21 protein-coding genes and 1 pseudogene are annotated in these 22,272 nt (G+C 46.0%); 10 read left to right on the top strand and 12 right to left on the bottom strand.

Annotated features, from left to right (window positions below):
* Positions 1-33: 33 nt before the first annotated feature.
* The 4 genes from AAHA39_RS06450 to AAHA39_RS06435 form a co-directional block, all read right to left on the bottom strand.
* On the bottom strand, positions 34-1,482 hold the full coding sequence (locus AAHA39_RS06450) for an OprD family outer membrane porin (RefSeq protein ID WP_320655088.1): 1,449 nt from the start codon (positions 1,480-1,482) through the stop codon (positions 34-36).
* Between the two features lie 501 nt (positions 1,483-1,983).
* On the bottom strand, positions 1,984-3,921 hold the full coding sequence (locus AAHA39_RS06445; protein ID WP_320655086.1) for a methyl-accepting chemotaxis protein: 1,938 nt from the start codon (positions 3,919-3,921) through the stop codon (positions 1,984-1,986).
* Between the two features lie 117 nt (positions 3,922-4,038).
* Positions 4,039-4,923, bottom strand: coding sequence for a DMT family transporter (locus tag AAHA39_RS06440; RefSeq protein ID WP_320655084.1), 885 nt, complete (start codon positions 4,921-4,923; stop codon positions 4,039-4,041).
* A gap of 595 nt (positions 4,924-5,518) precedes the next feature.
* Complete coding sequence (locus tag AAHA39_RS06435) at positions 5,519-6,085, bottom strand: hypothetical protein (protein WP_320655082.1); 567 nt, start codon at positions 6,083-6,085, stop codon at positions 5,519-5,521.
* Positions 6,086-6,203: 118 nt separating this feature from the next.
* Between AAHA39_RS06435 and AAHA39_RS06430 the strand changes: the two genes are divergently transcribed.
* The 3 genes from AAHA39_RS06430 (at position 6,204) to AAHA39_RS06420 (ending at position 10,020) form a co-directional block, all read left to right on the top strand.
* On the top strand, positions 6,204-6,410 hold the full coding sequence (locus AAHA39_RS06430; protein ID WP_080602645.1) for a helix-turn-helix domain-containing protein: 207 nt from the start codon (positions 6,204-6,206) through the stop codon (positions 6,408-6,410).
* 212 nt (positions 6,411-6,622) lie between these two features.
* Positions 6,623-7,522: a HamA C-terminal domain-containing protein gene (locus AAHA39_RS06425; protein ID WP_080741063.1), complete on the top strand. Its 900-nt coding sequence runs from the start codon at positions 6,623-6,625 to the stop codon at positions 7,520-7,522.
* Positions 7,519-10,020, top strand: a complete 2,502-nt coding sequence (locus AAHA39_RS06420) for a DEAD/DEAH box helicase (RefSeq protein WP_320655075.1) — start codon at positions 7,519-7,521, stop codon at positions 10,018-10,020. The genes AAHA39_RS06425 and AAHA39_RS06420 overlap by 4 nt, the downstream gene beginning before the upstream one ends.
* On the opposite strand, the gene AAHA39_RS06415 is transcribed toward AAHA39_RS06420, so the two are convergent.
* On the bottom strand, positions 10,006-10,878 hold the full coding sequence (locus AAHA39_RS06415; protein ID WP_165576245.1) for a hypothetical protein: 873 nt from the start codon (positions 10,876-10,878) through the stop codon (positions 10,006-10,008). The genes AAHA39_RS06420 and AAHA39_RS06415 overlap by 15 nt on opposite strands.
* 279 nt (positions 10,879-11,157) lie before the next feature.
* On the opposite strand from AAHA39_RS06415, the gene AAHA39_RS20565 reads away from it, so the two are divergent.
* The 3 genes and pseudogenes from AAHA39_RS20565 to AAHA39_RS06405 all read left to right on the top strand — a co-directional run bounded on the left by AAHA39_RS20565 (position 11,158) and on the right by AAHA39_RS06405 (position 13,041).
* The gene (locus AAHA39_RS20565; protein ID WP_265612114.1) at positions 11,158-11,304 is read left to right on the top strand and encodes a DUF3289 family protein; all 147 of its coding nucleotides are present in this window, start codon (positions 11,158-11,160) and stop codon (positions 11,302-11,304) included.
* A gap of 591 nt (positions 11,305-11,895) precedes the next feature.
* Positions 11,896-12,147: pseudogene (locus AAHA39_RS06410) on the top strand (DUF4172 domain-containing protein); the annotation flags it as partial.
* Positions 12,148-12,213: 66 nt separating this feature from the next.
* Complete coding sequence (locus tag AAHA39_RS06405; protein ID WP_320657391.1) at positions 12,214-13,041, top strand: Fic family protein; 828 nt, start codon at positions 12,214-12,216, stop codon at positions 13,039-13,041.
* Between the two features lie 79 nt (positions 13,042-13,120).
* Here AAHA39_RS06405 and AAHA39_RS06400 read toward each other — a convergent pair whose 3' ends face one another.
* From AAHA39_RS06400 to AAHA39_RS06390, 3 genes are all read right to left on the bottom strand, one after another.
* Positions 13,121-13,381 carry a hypothetical protein gene (locus tag AAHA39_RS06400; protein ID WP_139741570.1) on the bottom strand — a complete coding sequence of 87 codons (261 nt, stop codon included), beginning with the start codon at positions 13,379-13,381 and terminating at the stop codon, positions 13,121-13,123.
* A 59-nt stretch (positions 13,382-13,440) separates the two neighbouring features.
* Positions 13,441-13,848: an H-NS family histone-like protein gene (locus AAHA39_RS06395; protein WP_139741569.1), complete on the bottom strand. Its 408-nt coding sequence runs from the start codon at positions 13,846-13,848 to the stop codon at positions 13,441-13,443.
* A 574-nt stretch (positions 13,849-14,422) separates the two neighbouring features.
* Positions 14,423-14,614, bottom strand: coding sequence for a hypothetical protein (locus AAHA39_RS06390; RefSeq protein WP_042032933.1), 192 nt, complete (start codon positions 14,612-14,614; stop codon positions 14,423-14,425).
* 12 nt (positions 14,615-14,626) lie between these two features.
* On the opposite strand from AAHA39_RS06390, the gene AAHA39_RS06385 reads away from it, so the two are divergent.
* A complete protein-coding gene (locus tag AAHA39_RS06385; RefSeq protein WP_321150894.1) occupies positions 14,627-15,181 on the top strand; it encodes an antitoxin Xre/MbcA/ParS toxin-binding domain-containing protein in 555 nt (184 codons plus the stop codon).
* A 473-nt stretch (positions 15,182-15,654) separates the two neighbouring features.
* Here the strand turns inward: AAHA39_RS06385 and AAHA39_RS06380 are convergent, their stop codons facing one another.
* The 4 genes from AAHA39_RS06380 to AAHA39_RS06365 form a co-directional block, all read right to left on the bottom strand.
* Positions 15,655-16,035 carry a diacylglycerol kinase gene (locus tag AAHA39_RS06380; RefSeq protein ID WP_042865961.1) on the bottom strand — a complete coding sequence of 127 codons (381 nt, stop codon included), beginning with the start codon at positions 16,033-16,035 and terminating at the stop codon, positions 15,655-15,657.
* A gap of 118 nt (positions 16,036-16,153) precedes the next feature.
* Entirely contained in the window at positions 16,154-17,779 is a 1,626-nt protein-coding gene (locus AAHA39_RS06375) for an MCR-3-related phosphoethanolamine--lipid A transferase (protein ID WP_320657388.1), read from the bottom strand.
* Positions 17,780-17,845: 66 nt separating this feature from the next.
* A complete protein-coding gene (mcr-3, locus tag AAHA39_RS06370) occupies positions 17,846-19,468 on the bottom strand; it encodes an MCR-3 family phosphoethanolamine--lipid A transferase (RefSeq protein WP_320657389.1) in 1,623 nt (540 codons plus the stop codon).
* A 205-nt stretch (positions 19,469-19,673) separates the two neighbouring features.
* Positions 19,674-20,108, bottom strand: a complete 435-nt coding sequence (locus AAHA39_RS06365) for an EamA family transporter (RefSeq protein ID WP_033113892.1) — start codon at positions 20,106-20,108, stop codon at positions 19,674-19,676.
* Between the two features lie 134 nt (positions 20,109-20,242).
* Between AAHA39_RS06365 and AAHA39_RS06360 the strand changes: the two genes are divergently transcribed.
* From AAHA39_RS06360 to AAHA39_RS06350, 3 genes are all read left to right on the top strand, one after another.
* Entirely contained in the window at positions 20,243-21,028 is a 786-nt protein-coding gene (locus AAHA39_RS06360; protein WP_033113893.1) for a COG4705 family protein, read from the top strand.
* Between the two features lie 115 nt (positions 21,029-21,143).
* Positions 21,144-21,929 carry a COG4705 family protein gene (locus AAHA39_RS06355; protein ID WP_342690006.1) on the top strand — a complete coding sequence of 262 codons (786 nt, stop codon included), beginning with the start codon at positions 21,144-21,146 and terminating at the stop codon, positions 21,927-21,929.
* Between the two features lie 30 nt (positions 21,930-21,959).
* Positions 21,960-22,145: a hypothetical protein gene (locus AAHA39_RS06350; protein ID WP_080631783.1), complete on the top strand. Its 186-nt coding sequence runs from the start codon at positions 21,960-21,962 to the stop codon at positions 22,143-22,145.
* Positions 22,146-22,272 lie beyond the last annotated feature (127 nt).

The raw sequence follows: 22,272 nt of genomic DNA, 5'->3' as shown, positions 1-22,272 counted from the left end.
AGTGGCCCGGTTTGCTGACATTGCATTGCCTGATTACATGAAGGTAAGCGGCATGATGATGTGGAACTTGACGTCGTGCTCGGAGGCGAAGATGTTGGGGTAGTAAGTCCAACCGCCGCCCTGGCTGATGTCGTTGTTGTAGTCGGTATAGTGCAGCTTGAACAGGGTGCCTTTCAGCTTGCCATCTTGCACTGTGTAGCTGACATCGAAGTTGGCAGCCCATTCGGTATCTTCACCGTTGGCGGCTTTCTTGCCAAAGCCATCTTCAATATCCCAACCGTAGGCACCGGATACACCGATAGACCAGCCAGGTGCACCCACCAGATCATCCAGCGAGCGAGTTACGCCGAAGTAAACGGCTTTCTCGTTGTTGGCGTTCCAGTCAGAGCGGGAATCCCACCAAATTTCGTTGGCACCCTGGGAGTTGGCGTAGCCGCGGGTCAGACGGGGCAGGTAGTTGCCTTCTGCACCTTCAGCCTTGGTCCACAGACCTTCCAGACGGAAGCCGTACTGGGCATAGTTCCAGGCTGCGGTCAGCGCTTGCTGCCATGCCAGGCCGTCGTAAGTCTGGATCTGGGAACCGCCCTTGGTATAGGTGTCGGTTTCGGAGCCATAGAACTGATAGCTGGTGGAGAGGCCGCCGATTACGTCAAATTTGTGAGCCAGTTTGAAGTGGTAGCTATCCATATAGCCTTCGGATTGACCGAAAGAGCCGGTAACGGCAGTGCCATTCTCAAAGGTGTAGCGAGCAGCAATACCGTGGATGTAGTCGATGACGTTCTCGTCAGCAAACGGGTCCATCCAAGCCTTGGCGCGGGAGAATACCTGAGTCTCTTTGTACCAGGGGGCCTTGTACTCGTCGGCGATGGCGTAGGTCAGGTAGAGACCACCAAAGTTGCCTTCAACCTGGCCACCACGATAGGTACCCGGCTGATAGGACCAGTTCACACCGATGACGCCCGGTACGTAAAGCTGGGTATAACCGCCCTTGGCAGTTATGCCGCCATCCAGGAATTTCAGCTTCAGCGCTGCGTTGGAGAGGCTGAAACCACCCTCAGGGGAACCATCTTTGTAGTTGTTGCCCCAGGTGTTGCCAGCAAAGGAGAATTCGTTCTCCTGGTTGACCGGATGATTCTCGGTCACAGCCAGGTCATAGGCGCCAAAGCCACCCAGATCCAGACCAACGGTGTCCCACGCATAACCGGAGTTGAAGTTCAGAGCTACTTGGGTAGTGGCGTGGCTCAGGTTGGACTGGTATTTGCCTTCCTTGACCTTGGCGGTCGGGTCACCATCGATACGCTGACGGTCACGCTGGAAGTAGAAGAGGCCGCCGGTCAGTTTGGCGTCATTGACGAAGTTTTCGTAGGATTTGCCGTAGGTTGGGCTCATCATGTCCTGAGCTGCCAATGCCATACCGGGTGCTACCAGAGCGGCTACCACAGCGGCACTCAACGCGGCGCGCTTGAAGATCACTTTTTCCATTTTGTATTGCTCCTGATTTTATGGACTTAGCTTTTTTTTGTTCCGGCAGTCGGTATCTGGCCCACCGCTCGGTATTGGCATTGCAATCAAAACCCCGCAGGGCAAAAAATCGTTCAGTTTGATCTCTGCAATCCCGATGTCTTGGCACATCTGTGGCAGTGCAGTTCTGTTCATCACTCTTTGTTTTTTATGTTCCGATTCTTGGCTATCGGACAATCACAAGAGTACGTTCGCGGTGCGAAATATCAATGAAAAGTTCCCGCCAAGTTTCAAAAGTATGACAGAGTGCAAATATTCATTGCGTGAAGGCGAAGGGCTCTCATTCCACGTCATGCGGCCATGAGAGCGTTTTCAATGGGTTGCAGAAGGAGGTGGGGGGCGAGCAGAACGATGGCCTGTCTGTGGTCGATATTAACCTGCAGGTAACAGATAATTTTGCGCAACAAAAAAACTCTCTCTCTGACAGGCGGGAGAGGGGGCGGGGCTGTTAGCACGCAATATTCAATTTGGCTGGCCCAGGATCAGCGGGATTTGGCGGGCCTGATGGTGAATGTGGGAGGAGACCTGCACCGAGAGCTGGTTGACCTGACGGGCATGCTGGTGAATGCGGGCGATCAGGTCGGCAAAGCTGGCCAGTTTGTGTTCCTGACTTTTGGCATTGTCGGCGCCCTGCAGGGCGATCACCGCGGTATTGCGCGCGATCTCCCGCACCGCCCGGGTTGTTTCCCGCAGTCGCTCGGCCTGCTCGCGCTGGCTGTTTGCCTCGCTGGTGATGCGGTCGAGCACGGTTCCAAGCTGGTCGCCTGACTGGGTCAGTCGCCCGAGGATCTCGGTGATCTGGTTGAGCGAGCGCTGGGTGTTGGCAGAGAGATGGCGCACCTCGTCTGCAACCACGGCAAAACCGCGCCCCTGCTCGCCGGCACGGGCGGCTTCGATGGCGGCATTGAGGGCCAGCAGGTTGGTCTGCTGGGCAATGTGGCCAATCACGTCGACGATGGCGGTCACGTCGCTGACCGAGCGTTTGAGTGCCTGCAGCGCTTCGCCGCTCTCGTCGATGGCAAGCCCGGTCTGGGTGGTCGCATGCAGCATGTTGCCAACCAGCCCTTCACTCTGGCTCATGGCCTGTTCGTTGTGGCTGGCATGGCGGGCTATCTCCGCAGCGACCTGATGCACCTCGCCAGCCAGCTGATTGAGTTCTCCCATCATCTGGCCGCTTTCATCGACGACCTGCTCGGTGGTGCGGGTGCTCTGGTGGATCTCCTCCACCTGGCTCACCATGCCCTGCAGGCTGGTGGAGACCGCCGAGAGTTGCCCCGCTTTCTGCTGCTGATCCTGTTGCAGGCGGCCAATCAGACGGTTGTAGCTGGTAACTATGTCCCCCAGCTCGTTGCGCTCGCGAGCAGCAGGCAAGGGCTCCGCCTGTCCGGTGTTATCCAGCTGCAAAAAGGCGTGACGCAAGCGCAACAAGGGGACAAGCAGCCAGCGTCGCTGCACCAGCGCAAAAAGGAGGGCTACCGCCACCAGGATCAGCGCCAGCGTGCCGAGTATGGTGGCCAGTCTCTGGTTGACGGCCTGCCGTTCGCTGGCAATCGTGTCGCCCATCTCGCGGGTGAGCTGCACCATCCGGGTAATATCCTGCTGTACGGCATGGCGGGCAGTCTGCTGTTGTTGCAGCGCCATGCGGCTGTTAGCGAGCTCCTGTGGATAGCGCTTGATGAGTGATTGCACCTCGCTGCGCGGCTGATCACCTATCTCCTTGCGCTCAGGCTCTCCCAGAGTGAATTCGTCCGCCGCTGGCTGTTCATAGATGCCGAGTAGTGGCAGCGCTTGCAGCTGGTTCGCCTGCTTCGCCATCCCTTCCAGCTCGAGAGTGAGCCCTTCCAGCAGTTTGCCGTTTCCCTGCTCCATGTAGCTTTGACGCTGGTGGCCGAGCTGCGACAGGCTGGCGAGAATTTCCGAGGCTGCCAAGCGGTATTGCCGGGCTGCATCGGCCTGCTCACCGCCTTCGCCCTGTTCTCCGTAGCGCAGCAGAGCCAGCGCCTGACTGGCGATCTCGTTCTCTGCATTTTGCAACAGCAACTGGCTGTTGCCGGAGAGCTTGCCCGCCGCCTGATAGTCGTGCTCGATGCGCTTGCCCATCTCCTCCAGCTGATGCTGCAGAGGGGCGGCTATCTCTTGTGGCTGATTTTCCAGCGCAACCAGAACCCGTGTGCGGATCTTCTCTGCGGCGGCCAGTTGCTGGGGATCACCTGCGGCGAGGTAGTCACGCAAGCTGTTTTGCAACGCGACCGTGACCTGTTGCTGCAACGCCTCATGCTGTCGCTGAGTCTGCTCGGTCTGCGCCAGCTGTTGCCACCCCCGGTAGAGCGCCAGCGCCTCGCCTCCCGCGACCAGCAGTAGAACGAGGGAGGAGAGAGTGACGTAGTGGGCAATTTTCACGATGTGGTTCCTGTCAGCGGTAGGCCATCCATGGGGCATGGCCTGAGCCTAACGGGGAGTGATGGCGTTTTTATGACACCATCTTTACCGCATCGATTTTTGCCAGTGTGGCAGGGGCTAGCTTGCGGCAGCGATGGCTGGAGGGGCTTTTTTGCTCCGCATGCCAAGCAGGGCGCCGCCCATGATCAGGGCTCCGGCCAGCAGATGGCGAGAGGTCAGCGCCTCTCCGTTCAATGTCACCAGCAGCAAGGTACTCAGCAGCGGGGTCAGGTAGGCAAGGGCGCCGATCCGGCGTGGATCGCCGTCTCGCAGCGCCAGATACCAGGTAACAAAGGCTGCCCCCATGGGACCAAGGGCCAGTCCGATGATGAGGCTCCAGTCGCTGGTGGGGATCTGTGCCAGTGGCAGAGGCCCCTCCAGCAGACGGGCGAGCAAAAGCGCCAGCACGCCGGCGGGCAGACAGGCTGCTGCAGTGACCACGGCAGGCGCCGGTGGCAGACGGCGCGACAGTACCGAGTAGGCGCCCCAGATGATGGCTGCACCCAGCGCCAGCAGATAGCCGGGCAGATAGTCTTGCTGCAGTTGCAGCTCGCCATCGACCATCACCAGCATGGAGCCAGCCAGTCCGCAGATCCCCGCCAGAATGTGGCGAAGGTGGAGGGGATGATTTGGCAGCAACAGCGGGGTGAAGAGTATGATGCAGAGCGGCCAGAGGTAGTTGATGAGGTTGGCCTCAAGCACCGGGGCGTGGCGAAAGCTCATAAAAAGCAGCAGATGATAAAAGAGCAGGGCTGTGATGGTAATCAGCCAGGTGAGCGGGCTGGCCCGCCACTGGCGCCAAAAGGGTAATGCCCCGGCCCCGCAGAAAAACAGCACCAGCCCCACCAGAACGAGTGGCGAAACACTGGTAATGCGCGACGTCAGTGCGGCCAGCGAGGCCCACAGCACAATGGTCAGCAAGGCAAAACCGGTGGATCTATCCCACCAGGAACAACCGGACATCCAACACTCCTTTGCAAGATGAAGCTGCTGGCTTGGGCGCAGGTGCCAGCCAAAGAGAGTCAGTCTATCAGAGAGAGTGCAAGCCAAGAATGCAGAGGGTGTCACAGATGAGAGGAGGAGGGATTGACCACCGTCAGAAACGACCAAGGGGTTGGCACCATGATGATGCCAACCCCTTGTTTTGTATGGCGCTCCCGACTGGAGTCGAACCATTATGTACTATAGGTGTTATTTTTAGAGGTTTTATTTTTTTTATAACAACTTAAAAATCAGCATTTTGATGTCACATCATGGCGCAAAATGCTATTGCCCTAAGTGCAATAGTTGGTGCGAACCCCATAAATGCATACTTCTAATAGCTATGCCAATGAGCTGACGATAACGCTTTACCATTAAGGCAAGCAGCGGGCCGTTTGGGTTTATGCATTATTGTATGCACACTTGAGTCAGGCCACACGTAGTGTGTGGCCTGACTTGACTGGGACGTTGCCCCCAAGAGTGACTGCATACCATTGTCCGAGCCCGCATCGAGAAAACGGATTACCCCATTCCCTCCGAACTGTGTGCATCAATCCCCTGACGCTGAACGATTACATCAAGAGGCGCTTCTAAACGCAATCAACCCCCTCAAAAGCCTCTCCACGGCTTCCAGCCTGCCCCGCAAATCGCGACTCTCTGCAACGGTATTGTTGATGGCCCTTTCAATCGCTGGATCCAATATGGAGAAGTCCGCTTTTAACTCCTGGTACTCAGCGAGCATTGAATCACATTCCTGCAACCCCTTACGGTAGTGCTGTGCTCTCGCGATCAGTCCTTCCAGAACGGATTCATACGTTTCCTGCTCACGCTCCTTACCTGATTCCGTTACATGCGCACTCGGCCCAATAAATTCCTCCTTGAAATGCACTTCATCGAACTTGGGAGTCTTGATGAAATGAGAAAAGCGCTTCCCATCATCAACGTGCTTTCTCTTTAGGAGCCCCAAACGGACTAGCTTGATGAGATTCAAATAAATAATGCTATAACGCTTCCTATGTACCTTCGGTTCAGCCTTGGCACCAAAAACAGCACTTACGCACCCAGTCGCAGTGAAATCGTCCAACTGCAATCGAATTAGTGCGGTGTAGAGTGCGGTTGGTAGCCACACAGTCTGGGAGCCCATAAGTAATCCTCAGTCTCGAACGACAATAATTAGTGGAAATTAAAATCAAGTTGCGGATTATAGTCCGTGGCTGTAAGTCAGACAACCAGAGATAGTGCTCGCCAGAGAGAGGCGAGACATGCAAGATTTAGCAAAAAAGTTTGGTGATGCGGTACGTGAAAGACGGCTTCAATTGGGCGTATCACAAGATGCACTCGCACACGTTGCCGAGATTGATAGAAGCTATGTAGGAAGGATTGAACGTGGTGAGGTCAATATCACCCTGGAGAAAGCTTATTGCCTTGCTAGGGTACTGGGGTGTGACATTAGGGACTTACTTCCCTAATGAAGCATCCAAGAAGAACATTGTAGCCATGATAATCACTCCATAGTTTTCTCTAAACTACCTCGTTTTTCTTATACACCCAACGTATTCAAACAACCTGTAGATCGCACGGTATCAAAGACCAGACTATATCTATATATGTCTCGATATTCGTTTGAAAATCATAGCAATCTTGGTAGTATCTTTTCTATCACTGGCTGATAGGCACTGTTATGGACGCTTACCTTCAACCACAATTAAAAAACCATCAAGAAATAAAAAATATTTTAAAACAAGTAAATGTAACGCATGTTCTGAGTGATGGGCGAAAAGTTAAAACACTATTAGTCTACCTACCAATTAAAAATGGTGTTAGTAGCCATGACGAGTTTTTTGAAAAAATAAAAAATGGCATATTATATAATTTTGTTTTTTCTTGTCGTGAAATAGAGAAGAAGCTTGGTCTTGAGGACACAAATAGCGCAAAGCGATTATTTGATCGTGCGATAAGAAAAATAAGCCAGAAAACAGCAAAAGGTGAATTAGGAGAGCTAATCCTGTTTACTCTTTTGGATGTTTACTTTAAAGCACCAAAGATACTAAGTAAGATATCCTTAAAAACAAATCCTAGAATGCCAGTTTTCGGTGCTGATGCCGTACATGGCCAGTATATAAATGGCGAATTCAGATTATATCTAGGTGAGTCAAAGCTTTATAAAAGTTTTAAAAGTGCAGCATCAGAGGCAGCTAAATCTATAAAGACTGCCAAAGATAAATATAGTGATGAATTTGACTTATTAGAAAGTTACATGGACTTTCCTAATATAGACTCTGAACTAGAAGAAAAGCTTCTAAATCTGCTAGATCCGTTCTCTGAAAATGACATTTCAGAACTTATTCACTCCCCCTGCTTCATTGGATTTGCTGAGCCGGAGATCATTGGTCAAGCGGTTACAGAGGATGATTTTGTTATAAAATATAGTGAGCTGGCTCTTGCCTATATTGGTGATTTTTATCATCAAGTTGAGCATCATGGCTCTAACATAGAAGAGGTTGCATTAATCATGCTGCCATTTTCTTGTGTCGATGTATTGGTCGATGATTTTAAAGCATATCTCGGGATAAAAAAATGAGTGACTTCTCTACTAAGCTTGCAGCTAAAATAAAAGGAAGTAATGGATATATAGAGGCAAGCAATAGTTTGTTCGGATCATATGTTTTATGGTTAACAGGAACTACCGAACTCGTAGAAAGAGAGGAAGTAAAAAAACTTATAACATCAGCTCAAGTATTCTATAAGTCTAGTGACGAAAAAATAAGAAATGAAGGTGCAATTATACTTTCAATTTTATTAGATATTTGTGCCGACCAGTATCCAGACTTAGTCCCCATCGCACGAAATATGTTCACTAACGCTGGGGATTTTCCGAATATCAAGCTCTTGAGTAAAAGGCATCCTAGTGTTAATTTTTCATACAACTTTTATTCAGAGGCTCAAATGGATTTCAGAGAGCGTTTGAATACTATCGACGACCTCGATTTTCCTTTAACTGACTATCAGCGCTCTTTATGGATTAATCTATCTTCAGATGAAGATATTATAACTGTTGCACCAACATCTGCTGGTAAGACTCATATTATTCTGAGCTATCTATTAAAGAGGCTCGCTGAGTCTGATGGTGCATTTGCAGCTATAGTCGTACCGACTAGGGCATTGATTTCGGAAGTTGCTGGGAAACTTTATAAATTAGCCCAAGATAACAATGTAGAGAACGATATTGAAATCTGTTCCGTACCTAAAGAAGGTGACTTTGGGAGCAAGACTTTTTTTGTCATGACTCAAGAAAGGCTATATGAGCTTCTACAGCGTGGTGATATATATTTCAACTATCTATTTATAGACGAAGCACACAATATCTCAGATAAAAGCAGGGGGGTACTACTTCACCTTGCGATAGAGAGGTTGCTTGAAGATAGCTTCCCTCAAGTAATCATCAGCATGCCAGCTGAAAACTATCAAGATGCATTTTCTACAATATTTGGAGAGATTGAATTCAAAAAAGAAATAACAAAGCACTCACCAGTGTCGAAGATTTTAATATCGGTTATGCCAAAGGGGAAGTCTTTAGTTATATCTAGACACAATTCAAATAATGTTAAAACAATACCCAAAGGATTCAAGGATAAAAACTTGGCGGATATTGTATTTAAGTTGGGGCATGGACATAGCAATATAATATACAGAAGCAGAACTGCTGATTGTGAGAAAATTGCAGATGACATTGCCAAACTGATTCCTCAAAACCTTGATAATGAATTGTTGAGTGAGGCTGCTGACTACGTAGAAAACTTTATTCATAGTGACTTTTCACTTGCTAATAATCTAAGGAAGGGGGTTGCGTTTCACTATGGCCCATTACCTAGCTCCATTCGAATTATGGTAGAGAACCTAGCTAAAGATGATCATATAAAATATATAGCATGTACGAGTACCCTTGCTGAGGGTGTTAATCTGCCAGCTAAAAATCTTTTCATGAAGAATCCAATACAGCCAATAATGCATCAGCCATCAGAGCGAGTTGAAGATGTAAAGATTAACAATATCACGGGCCGAGCAGGAAGAATGCTGCAACACTTTTCTGGCAATGTATTTATGGTTGAGCCTGACGATTGGCAGTTTGACGATTATTTTGATGATGAGCAAGGCAAAGAGGAAAAGATTCCAACATATTTTAAAACCCTAAACGAAGACTTGCATAATGTCATTAGCGCTCTTCAGGGTAGGTATCCTCATGATGAAGAGAACCAATATCGTTACTACATGATATCTAATAAACTAATCAAAGAGTATGCTCGGGATGAGTTGGATAAAACATTCAGTGCTAATGAACTTCAGTTAAGTCGGCAAGATTTATCCCTTCTTGAGCGGGAGATCAAGATGGCGTATGGTAAGTTACGAATCACTCCATTTACACTTGAGGCTAGCCCTACTGTTGGCTATATTCAACAAAATAAGCTATTTGATTATCTAAACGCATTGTCGTCTTATGATGACTGGATTTTACCGCATCCAAAATCAGCAGAGTTATATGACACATTACTTAGGGTTAGCAGTAAGCTACAGCAGTTTGGTATCTACATCCCAACTGAAAACTATCCACTCGATTATATATGCCTAATAACAAAGAAGTGGATTAAGGGAAAAACATTAAAGGATATTATAACAGAACAAATCAATTGGAATAGAGCCAATAAAGAGCAAGCAACGAGCGTTAACACATCAGTTAGAAATGTAATAAAGGTTATCAATAACGACATAACCTTTCGTCTTTCAAACGCACTACGCTGCTATCAAGTATTGCTTTCAACAGTATTGTTGAATAAAGGGGTAGACTTATCAAGCGTAAAACTTCACTCATTCATAGAGGTCGGCGCCAGTGATGACAGAATAATAAGTCTAATTAACTTTGGTTTATCTAGAGAGGCGGCAATTGAAATTCATCAAGTGCTTCCAAGAGATATTGAGTTACATTCAACAAATGCTCTTCTAGAGCTTTATCATACTAACCAGATGTCAACCATTCATCCAATAATAAAGAAGGAATTACTTAAGTTGCTAGCTTCTGAATGACTTTCGATAGTCGAGCATGGCGGCATCTAACACTTTTATTGATGATTCTTCATCAATAAATTTTTGTCGTGTTTGAATTTCTGTCCGGTAGTTATAAAATGCGTTTCCAAAATCTAAGCTTATTGGGGAGCCATCGCTACTGACACCTTTAACTTTTAGTACGGTGCATCCATCATGCTCGGATAGATAACTGACAATCTCAAGCAAGTTATCCTTTGAAAAGGCAGAATTTGATGACTCATCAAACACAAGATCTAATGCCAACTGCATATTGCTCTCGATATAAGGAGCAGAACTTAAATCTCTGATAAGTTTTGGGGCGTCATCAGACACATCGGATAATGATGAGGAATTTATTTTGAAGTGAAGACTGCTATATTCAGGTAACTCCTTCAGTGTGGAGAACTCTTTCTCCTTTGGAATGAAATTCAGCCTTATACTATTTCCTCGTTCATAATTGAACTGCTCTAATAAAGCCTTTCCGACCCCTTTTAGGCTGCCATTAGGGCCAGACGTAAATCCAAGTAGAATTTTATCCTTTGGGACGACAAAGAAAAAATACGGGTCACCAATTATACCCTGGTTTGATGCAGTGCCTGAAATTTTACCATCTCTACTTGCTTTAACTTGCCAAGTGTTTCTCTCTCTTACTACAGTTATAAAATATTCATCCCTTCCTGATGAGCCGGGGAGCATGGATGTTTTAAGCAGATACTTTTTATCTCTAACATTGAATACCCTTGTAGGAAGGGCGTTGTCCACATTCGCAATCACATTCGAAATGAAATTATTAAAAAAAGAGTCTTTGGCCTCTATGGAAAAGAAAAGAACACTTATAGCCTTCTTCATTTTACTCATAACTTTAACCTCAGACATATATATCTTTCTAAAAAGATGAATTACTCAACAAACGAGAGCTGTATAAATACACAGTGAATATTAGCATGGGTATAGCTGATTGTAAAACATATAATAACTATTTTTATACTTTGAAGTATTATGCAAAAAACACCTCTAATTTTACTCAAGACTTTTTGCTAGAATGAAAACATGAATGCACTTACATCCATTTATTTTAATCAAGTGCTTGTGTAGTTTCTATGAATATACTCTCAATTTACATCGAAATGTGTAAATATGTATGTAGCCGGAAGAGTCAAGTTCTACGGCCTAGCGTCCGGTTTCAGAAGCTGGTTTGTTCTTCAACACTACAAGCGCTTTGCCTACAAACCATTTTTGACCGTCATTGAACTCAGCTATCCATTCCAAGGGGAACTAAAGTGAGCGCAGCAGTGAAGACAGAGAGAACATGGGTATTCGTGTTGTTCATGCTCTATCACCTCTTGAATGCATCGATCCTATTCATTCAGCCTGTCTATGACTGGTTTAACGATGAATACTCACTGACTGGCCTATATGTACTGCTCATGCCCTATCTCTGGGGTTTGATAACGATACTGGGGGCGATTTTGTTCTTGTCAGATCGCTCTTGGAAATACCTGGCAGGTAATCTACTCGGTGGTTCAATTCTTCTCTTTTGGTGGCTTAGACTGGCATCCCAATATTAGTGAGTATCGTCAGGCATATGAATGAGCAGACCAGACGGCATCTGCTTGTGCGTGGCTTTATGCAGCGCAAGCTGCAAGCTCACAAGAACCATTCGAAACGAAAACGAGCTCCCGCCTTGTCTATCAACTGGTTGCTGTAGCTCCACACAGCAGCAATACATCCAGTTTTTCATTAGCTCCGGTCTGAGATTTTCAGCCTGTATCTCCATCCTCATGACCAGCTCTGCTGGTCTGCTGCATGTGTTATATTCGGCTCAAACATTGAGCCGAATGATAGGCTGGGTCGGCTCATTATTGAGACCCTAGCATGTTGGATGAGGAAATAATGGAACCATTTTGGATTTGGCAACAAGCAGATTGGCCCCATTTTCGTTGGCAGGATAGCGAGATATTGCCCAGATTACGGAAGGTGCAACGCAGGCTGGGAATTCTAATCGGTAGTCATTCCAGGTTGGGGAACCCCGACCAAACGTTGGACACGTTACTGGCTAACATCATCTCCTCATCCGCTATCGAAGGCGAACGCCTCAATGCTCAATCTGTGCGTTCCTCCCTTGCTCGGCGGTTAGGTGGGCCACAAACTCAGTCATATCCAGTATCAGAGCGCTCAGAGGGGCTCGCGGCCATGATGCTGGATGCCATCGACAACCATGAACAACGGTTGACGATTGAGAGGCTTTATCAATGGCATCGTTGGTTGTTCCCCGTCAACGAATGGTCGGTGCAGCGACTGAACGTAGGTCAGATGCGAGGAGATGAGCCGATGCAGGTTGTCTCTGGACGTGTTGATCGCCCCACCGTGCATTTTGAGGCACCGCCCAGAGCAACTCTGGACGATCAACTGGCCGAGTTCATCCGCTGGTTTAACCAGACTCGGCATGATCCCACGATGGATCCCCTTCTTCGTGCGGCAATCATCCATTTCTGGTTCGTGACCCTGCATCCCGTTGATGATGGTAATGGGCGGCTCACGCGGGCACTGACCGATCTCGCGCTGTCACAGGCTGACAGCCACAGCATTCGGCTATATGCCATGTCAGTTGCTATTCTCGAACGGCGGGAGCACTACTATCGGGCGCTTGAGTCAGCGCAGAGGGGGCCGCTAGATATTACCTCCTGGATCTGTTGGTTCCTCGACACACTGGATTTCTCCATAGAGCTGGCATTACAAAGTATCGCCCGTAGCCTTGCCAAGGCATTTTTCTGGCAGCGGCACTGTCATGACGGCCTGAGCCCAGAGCAAACCAAAGTGATTAACCGCCTACTGGATGGCGGCGAACAGGGTTTTGAAAATGGCATCAGTGCCAGTCAATATCAAAAAGTCGCTGGAGTCAGCAAGGCGACGGCTACACGCCATCTGGCCGAATTGGTGGGTAGGGGGTGCATTGAGAAATTACCTGGTGGCGGACGCAATACACGCTATCAGATCCGCTTGCACACCGAGGGAGTTTGAAAAAGCATCGCCATGGGGGCGTTAATTTCATTTGGTAGATGAGATCTGTACAGATTGACGAACCAATGACGATTTTTAGTTAAATATTGACACCATGATGAGTGCCGTCAGGCATATGAACGAATAAACTCAACCGACAGTCATGGCTCTCAACTGACTTTTTGAGCGACAACAAACTATCGAGAACATCAGCATCAATTTCAGGAACATCACCTGCACCGAGATTTGAAAGTAATTTGGTCACACTGAGACGTACCAGTTGCTCTTCGGCCAGCGCCTTGGCTCTTTGGACAACCTCAGGTGATTCGGATGAGATGATGTCCTTTAATGTTCTCCCCATAAGGGCTCCTACTAAAAACATAATGAAAGGCCCACGCAATACTGCATGGGCTATCAATATTAGATCAGGAAATCGTCCAGAGCTTTGCCGCCTTCAACGGCTGCCGCGATAGCCTTGGGCATGCGACCTTGACCAGTCCAGGTCTTCTCCTGACCATCCTCGGTATACTTGTATTTTGCAGGACGAGGAGCTCGTTTGGCTTTAGCTGAACCCTCAGCTTTCGCCGGAGCCGCAGTACCAACCAGCTCGCTCGGATCGATGCCTGCTGTTCTCAGCATCTCAGTAAATTCTGCCAGTTTTTGCAGGCGCTCGGCAGACTCCTCCCTCAATTTAGTTTCTTGCTGCTCACGCTCAGCAAAAATCTCTTCGAATTTTTCTCTGACTTCGACCAGCTGCTCAAATGACAGCTCACGCAATGCAGCACGAAGGCTACGGATATTCAGCAGGATTTTCAGAAATTCGTTCATTGATAGCCTCATATATCACATTTTTATATCATGAAAATTATCTCTCAACCCCAGCATTAGCACCACTGTTTTTGGCACCAAGACGATTATAGAAATAGCATTATTCAAAAAGACGTGAGCGAAATCGCGTGTGGAGTCGCTTGGTGACCAAACTCCAATCTTATATGAAACTATGTAGCCAAAAATTAAATCTAGGTGGTAGTGAGCGTTGAGACCACCTCACCAGATGAGCCGATGAACGATCTTGATCGGCTCACGAAATGAGCCGATAGGACAATATCATTGGCTCACAGAATGAGTCGATGATAAGAAATTATAGATTCGCCCCTCTTAACTTAAGAGGTAGTCTTGGATGACTAGGCCACTACACATCCATGTCTCCAGAAAGCAAAAAACCCCGCAACGAGGCAGGGTTTCAGCATTTTTCAACTTCGCACTCAGGGTAGCGACTCACCCTTGTTTCAACTTCGCACTTATGGCAGCGACTCTCCCTATGTCTTGATTTTATGAGAAGGTGAAGCCGCTAGTCAACATTATTACTGGCATAACCAGCATTGAGCACTCATTTGATATGTTATTTTTGGATGTCTTTGCACTCAAATTTTGGAGGTGTTTTCCAACCTGTAACGCGCCCGCTGCGTTTGTTGATCCTGCGGTATTCATTCCCCAGCAGGATTTCCCATTCAGAGCCGTTCTCCGATAGAACCTGAAAAGTAGTCCCAAGCTCAATGCCTAAACCTGGTTCAGTACAGACCAACTCGGTCATCAGCTCTCCTCAATGCAGGGGCATTTGGTTGTTAATCTTCCACTCAAAACGACAGTTTGGGGTAGGATAGCTCATGAGAGATCGTGTTTGTACATTGAGGAATGCTACATGATGCCCTATGCAACCTATCATCCTAGTAGTGACGCAGAAGCTACTGCGAACTTTCTCCTGGAAGCCCTTGGTATTCCTCGTGACCCACTAGGAGCACATCAATGGATCGTGGCTGGCGTATCACCGGACATACTCTATCGGCTCGCTGAATTGATGAAGACGGATGTGGGTACGGTTTGCCAATGGGCTGGTATTAGCCGGAGTACACTGACCCGCAAGCTGCGGATTGCAGCCCCCCTATCAATATCGCAGGGTGTCAGGGTATACGGAGTTGCACAGGCTCTCGATGCGGTTCACGCCTTTCACAGGAACGATACCGTCAAGACACTGTCGTGGTTAAACCGCACCGCCTGGGGCCTAGGTGGTGTAGCGCCAGCCCAACTGCTGAATACCCCGATGGGGGTTCAAGCTGTTATCGATCTTGTGGGACGAATTCAGCATGGGGTGTGCTTATAAATTTAGGCAGCCTGAGGGCCTCATCTTTCAGTTCAAAAAAACATCACGACAGTTTTTTTTCAAATTTTTTCATTTTAGCCACTTGAAAAACTCTGAAAACTGTCCATTTACTAATTATGAGAACAAAAGATTTTTTAAACATTCCGCTGCTTCGCAGCGAAGATAAACCAGTTTTACTGCTTCCCCACATACTATTCTATTAGAAGCGACACTCGCATTAGCATTGCAAACATGTCAAGCTTTAATACGCAGGTTCAAACCTCATGTAGTCATTACTGACTAAGTGTCAATTCTCCTATGAGTAGAATCAAGACAGAAAAGCAACCATAATAAAATATGGTTATTTTCGCACCTATGGTGCGGGCTAAACAGACAAAAAGTTCCACCTTATGATTAGCATCTATTATTTTCATTTAACAACCACCATTTATGGTGGCTGCCATGAATAATTGAAAATATTATTGATAATAACACTACCACCAGGCTAATAAATTACGCCCTGTCAATGCACCCCACACTATGGCATTCAGCATCAGAGCAATGAAGACAGCCGCAGAGCCCATGTCTTTAGCTCGACCAGAAAGCTCATGATGCTCTGACCCTATTCTGTCTACTACTGCTTCAATAGCTGAGTTCAGGATCTCTACAATCACAACCAGCCAACTTATAACCATTAGGAGTAGTATTTGATTTAAACTATCTCCGACAAAAAATGCTAGAGGCATCAACAGCACAATGAGTAGCAGTTCCTGACGAAAAGCCGCTTCATGTCTCCAAGCTGAAGAAAGTCCCTTCATACTATAATTGGTGGCATGAATGATTCGGGTAATTCCAGTTGCACCAGGCTTTGCCATTTTAGCTTCCTCTTTCTGCTTTGCCCGTTAAAAAATTTCAACCATGAAATACACAGGCAATAGTAATAAACCTATTATTTAACAGATGATTGGGGGCCAGAGCCCCCAACAATCTAATTTATTGAACGGTACGACATTGACTGAAAATATCTAGACCCTTTTCGTAAACCGATGTTTTGACGTCCCAGATACCCAATACAGATGAGAAAATATTATCGTGTGAGTAACGAGTATCAGCGGCTTTCTGCTGCAAACACGCCATATCAACGCCTTTCTCTTTGGTAAATCCAGGTGACATCCACACCTGCATAGGTACGCGGGTCTGATCATCCGGTGCAAACTTGTACGGTGTACCGTGCAGGTAAAGCCCCATAGCTCCCAGTGATTCACCATGATCGGAGACGTAGAGCAACGCGGTGTTGTACTTATCTTCGTAGGTTTTCAACTTGGCAATCATCTCTGCAATCACGAAATCCGTGTAGCGGATGGTGTTGTCATAGGTGTTGGTGAGCTCTTCATCTGTGCAGTTTTCAATATCACTGCGTGGACAGTCAGGGGTAAACTGACGATGAGCATCAGGATAGCGCTTGTAGTAGGTTGGGCCATGGCTACCTATCAGGTGGAAGCCAACCAGCTTATCCCCTTTCATTTGAGCGATTTCACTATCGAGGTCTTGAAGGACAACCTCGTCATAGCATGTGTTTTTATCGCAGAATTTAGGGTGATCCTTTGGTTCGATTTCGATGTTAGGAACTCGGTCGCAGACGCCTTTGCAGCCGCCATCGTTCTCCTTCCAAAAAATGGAGATCCCCGTTTTTTGCAACACATCTAGCAGGCCCTCGCTATTGCGAGCGCGATTATCATCAAACTCCTTTCTCCCCATATTGGAGAACATGCAGGGGACGGATACAGCGGTTGCTGTCCCACACGAACGAACATCATTAAAGGAGATCACACCACCAGACTTACTTGTGAATGGGTTGGTATCTTTCTCATAGCCATTCATTGAAAAGTTCTTACCACGAGCCGTCTCACCAACAACCAGGAACATCAATGTTGGTTTGTCCTTTTTCGTAACCCGTGTGGCATCATCACCTAAAGTAACAAAAGGGATGGGCTCTGCCATATAGCGTCTATACAGGTACTTACTGGTGCTATACATGAAGTTAGCTGGAACGATTTCACGATTTAGAGTCTGATTGTTACGACCAATTGATGCGTAATCTTGGTAGTACAAGGCAGCAATTATCCCAACTATTACCAAAGAGAAAAACATAGATAACAATCGCTGGGCGATACCTTTGTACCAGGTAGATGCATACTCAATTTTCACAAAAAATATCAATGCTGCGGGTAACAAACCGGTCAAAAGAACCCAGATTATTATTGGAACGTTAACGTATGCAAAAGCTTCGCTTTGATTTGTTTCAAATATATTCTGGATCATATCACCATCAAACAACACACGATATTTCATCATGGTGTAACTGGCGATAGAACCTGTAACAAACAGGAATGCAAAGAACGGCTTCATCAGAAAGCGGATCGAGAATGGCATGAAGACGAAGTTTAATGCAGCAACAAGTAGGAATGGGATTGAAACTACAAACCCTATTTTGAAGTGCTCGATGTTAGACAATATATGATAGAAATGGAGCAGAACGGGCCAGTTCAGCAAAAATGCGAAGACCAAAGCCAATAGCAGTACAAATGGAACAACTTTTATTCTGACAGCTGAAAACATAATAATTACCTGTTAAACGTCTATTTCTGTAAAAACCACTTCATTAAAATATCCACGATTCGCAACTCAATTATTCCGACATTGCTTAAAGATATCTAATTCTTGTTCGTAGATAGCTGTCTTCACATCCCATATTCCCAGGACAGAAGAAAATATGTTGTCATGAGAATAGCGATTGGCTGCGGCATTTTTCTGCAAACATTCCATATTCATGCCTTTTTCTTTGATGAAACCAGGTGACATCCACACCTGCATAGGTACGCGGGTCTGATCATCCGGTGCAAACTTGTACGGTGTACCGTGCAGGTAAAGCCCCATAGCTCCCAGTGATTCACCGTGATCGGAGACGTAGAGCAATGCGGTGTTGTACTTATCTTCGTAGGTTTTCAACTTGGCAATCATCTCTGCAATCACGAAATCGGTGTAGCGGATGGTGTTGTCATAGGTGTTGGTGAGCTCTTCATCCGTGCAGTTTTCGATATCACTGCGTGGACAATCAGGGGTGAACTGACGATGAGCATCAGGGTAGCGTTTGTAGTAGGTTGGGCCATGGCTACCTATCAGGTGGAAGCCAACCAGCTTATCCCCTTTCATTTGAGCAATTTCACTATCGAGGTCTTGAAGGACAACCTCGTCATAGCATGTGTTTTTATCGCAGAACTTTGGGTAATCCTTCGGTTTGACCTCGATGTTAGGTACTCGGTCGCAGACGCCTTTGCAGCCGCCATCGTTCTCCTTCCAAAAAATGGAGACCCCCGTTTTCTGCAACACATCTAACAAACCCTCGCTATTACGAGCGAGATTATCATCAAACTCCTTTCTCCCCATATTGGAGAACATGCAGGGGACAGATACAGCGGTTGCTGTTCCACACGAACGAACATCATTAAAGGAGATCACACCACCAGATTTACTGGTAAATGGGTTGGTATCTTTCTCATAGCCATTCATCGAGAAATTTTTACCACGAGCCGTTTCACCAACGACCAGGAACATCAACGTGGGCTTACTTTTATTAGTATCCCGTTTTGCATCATCACCTAAAGTAGTAAATGGGATTGGTTCTGCAAAATAACGATTATAAACATATTTAACGGTACTATTAACAAAATTGGCCGGAACAATTTCACGCTGGAGGTTTGAATTGTTGCGCCCCACTGAAACATAATCTTGATAGTATAGTGCTGCAATAACCGCAATCACTATAAGGGATGCAAACATCGATAGGACGCGAGTTAGAATCCCTTTAAACCATTTTTCCTCATATTCAATTTCAACAAAGAAAAGTAAAATGGCAGGGATAAAGCCAGCAATAGTAACCCATCCTATAATTGGCAAGCTTAAATATGCTAATGCCTCATTTTGATTGGTTTCAAAAATATTCTGAATCATGTTTTGATCAAACAAGACTCTATACTTCATCATTGTGTAACTAACGATTGCGCTAAGTGCGATAAGAAGTGCAAAAAAAGGCTTTACTAAATACCGTATCGAAAATGGAACAAATACAAAGTTAAGCGCTGCAACAAGCAATATTGGTAATGAAATGGCGAAACCAAATTTAAAACCTTCTAATTTATAAAGAATTTCGTAAAAATGGAGAACTCCACGCCAGTTCAGCATAAATGCAAAATACAGTGCCAAAAAAAATATGAGCGGCACAATTTTTATTTTTATAAGGGAAGGCATACTTACTCCATTAATAGCCCAACAGTCACTTTCTAACGATACATCTTGTCTGTATGTTGAAAATGAATGGTAACAAAGCTGTACGTGAGCTTAATTGGCATTTTGTCATTTACTGATAAAAATGTGATCTCAATCACGAATCGCTTATCCGAAATGATACACAGCCAAAATTAAGGAAGTCTTAAGATGCTCTTCGTTCAGTTTTCTATCGCTTGAAAGCCAATAGCAAGACACCGCCAGCGATCATGCCAATCCCCAACCATTCTCTGACCGATGGCCGTTCACCAAGGAAAGTGAAAGCAAAAATAGCAACCAAGACAAGGCTGAGCTTGTCTACTGGGGCAACCTTAAAAGCCTCACCAATCTTTAGTGCTCGAAAGTAACAGACCCAAGAAGCGCCTGTTGCTAAACCTGACAGAGTAAGGAAAATCCAAGTCTTTGGTGTTAGACCAAAAGGATTGGCCCACTTCCCTGTGTAAGCAATAAATGCTGATAAAACAACGATGATCACTCCTGTGCGGATCAAAGTTGCAAGGTCAGAATCAACCCCTTCCACCCCTACCTTCGCAAAAATTGCAGTCAGAGCAGCAAAAATTGCAGACAAGAAAGCCCAGTAGAACCACCCAGTTTGTGAGTCCATTTGACACTCCACCATTCGCTACGCATCAATGTTAAATTTTTTCACATGGCGCCATCCAGCTTAAGTGTTTCTTAATAAATCCCTGACACTCTTTCATAGACGGCGATTCGTCTAACCAAAGGATAGGGTGAACTATGCATAGCAACACCGACAACATCGTAAGCAAGGTGCCAGAAATCACACTGGCCTTTTGGATGATTAAAATTTTAGCAACAACGCTTGGTGAGACAGGCGGAGATGCGTTATCGATGTCGATGGATCTAGGCTATCTGGTGAGTACAGCAATTTTTGCAGTCATTTTTTTTGCTGCTGTCAGTGCTCAGATATCCGCCAAGTCTTATAACCCTACGCTGTATTGGGTCACGATCATCGCAACCACCACGGTAGGTACAACGTTGGCTGACTTTGCAGACCGTTCTTTGGGAATTGGTTATGCAGGTGGTTCGACCATTCTCTTCCTTTTGTTACTTGGTTCGTTTGGGGTGTGGTATCGAGCGCAAGGAGAGATATCATCCAGTGTAATTTCGTCACCCAGAACAGAAATGTTCTACTGGATCACCATCATGTTTTCACAAACCCTTGGTACGGCCTTGGGTGACTGGACTGCCGATGATGCCGGATTCGGGTATGCAGGGAGTTCCGTAGTATTCGGTGGCATGTTGCTGGCCATAGTCGCAGCCTACTTATGGACTAAGATCTCTCGTACATTCTTGTTTTGGGCTGCTTTTATTATCACACGCCCCCTTGGCGCTGTTGTTGGAGATTTCCTAGATAAACCATTGAGCAAGGGTGGGTTAGAACTTAGCCGCTATTCAGCCTCAGCCGCATTACTATTAGCGATTGCTGTGCTGGTATTTATATCAAGTACAAGAAGCAAACAAAATGACACTGTAGCGTTGGATTTAGATACTGATAACTAAGTGCATTAAATGATAGTGTTGGAGCAGTGTCATATGATGTATATGCCTGCTCCAATTATAGTCAGTCAAAACAGATAGTGGTGATTTATAGTAGGTGGGATAAATAGGTAGCCATATGAACAATATCAATGTATCAGCACAGGGCTTATTTAATAAGGTTCCAGAAGTAACAATAGCTTTCTGGATCATTAAAATGATGTCTACTACCGTTGGTGAAACGGCAGCTGATTATTTGATATTTAACATGAGGCTTGGACTAACAGTTACATCTATTATCATGGGAGGGATTTTAGTCTTCACCTTGGTGATGCAACTTCACTCTGATAAATATGTTCCCTGGAAGTATTGGCTAGCGGTAGTGCTTGTTAGTATCTTTGGCACCTTGGTCACTGATAACCTAACAGATCAAGTTGGTGTTCCATTGGAAGTTTCAACAATTGTTTTTACAATTATTCTTCTTGCTACATTTTGGCTCTGGTACTCCCAGGAAAAGACATTATCAATACGGTCTATCGATACACCTAAGCGGGAGTTGTTTTACTGGAGTGCTATATTAGTGACTTTTGCACTGGGAACCGCTGCGGGAGATTGGGTCTCAGAGGGTATGGATATAGGATACATGAATTCTGTCTTTTTGTTTGGGGGACTTATATTTATCATATATGCTGCCTACTTGATTTTAAAAATAAACGTTGTGTTAACCTTTTGGATTATTTATGTTTTAACTCGCCCGCTTGGTGCATCTATAGGTGATTTGTTGTCACAATCTGAGAAACATGGTGGGCTTGGATTTGGGGTAACAAGCACTAGCATCGTCTTCTTTGTATTTATTTTTGTTCTTGTATTGTATCAGTCATACAAAGTCTATATAAGAAATAAAATGAATCAGAATAGTTTATAGAAGATTAATCAAACGTCACTAAGGTAGAAAATGACCAAGATAGATTGGCTTATTAAATTTAGACGTGCAAAAACCTTAAGCACTTTAGATGTGATGTTGGATGCAGCATTAAGAAAGGTAGAATCCATAACTGATAAATGTGAAGCAATTAAAGGGCATGAACTACGTCAGGATGAACTTGAGCTTGGTAAGCATTGCAGACCGCTGATTAAGTAATGAGCAAATCATTGCCCTGCTTATTGGGAAAAGGGCGAATCGAATCAATATCAAACAAATGTAAACCACGCATCAATAGAGCTAAAACTCTATTGATGCGCTAGATCATATTTATGAACAAATCGTA

It is taken from the genome of Aeromonas sp. SE22 (assembly GCF_038739755.1).
GTDB classification, from domain to species: Bacteria; Pseudomonadota; Gammaproteobacteria; order Enterobacterales; family Aeromonadaceae; genus Aeromonas; species Aeromonas jandaei.
Note: the sequence above shows the minus strand (reverse complement) of the source record. Positions and strands in the feature narration are given on the sequence as shown.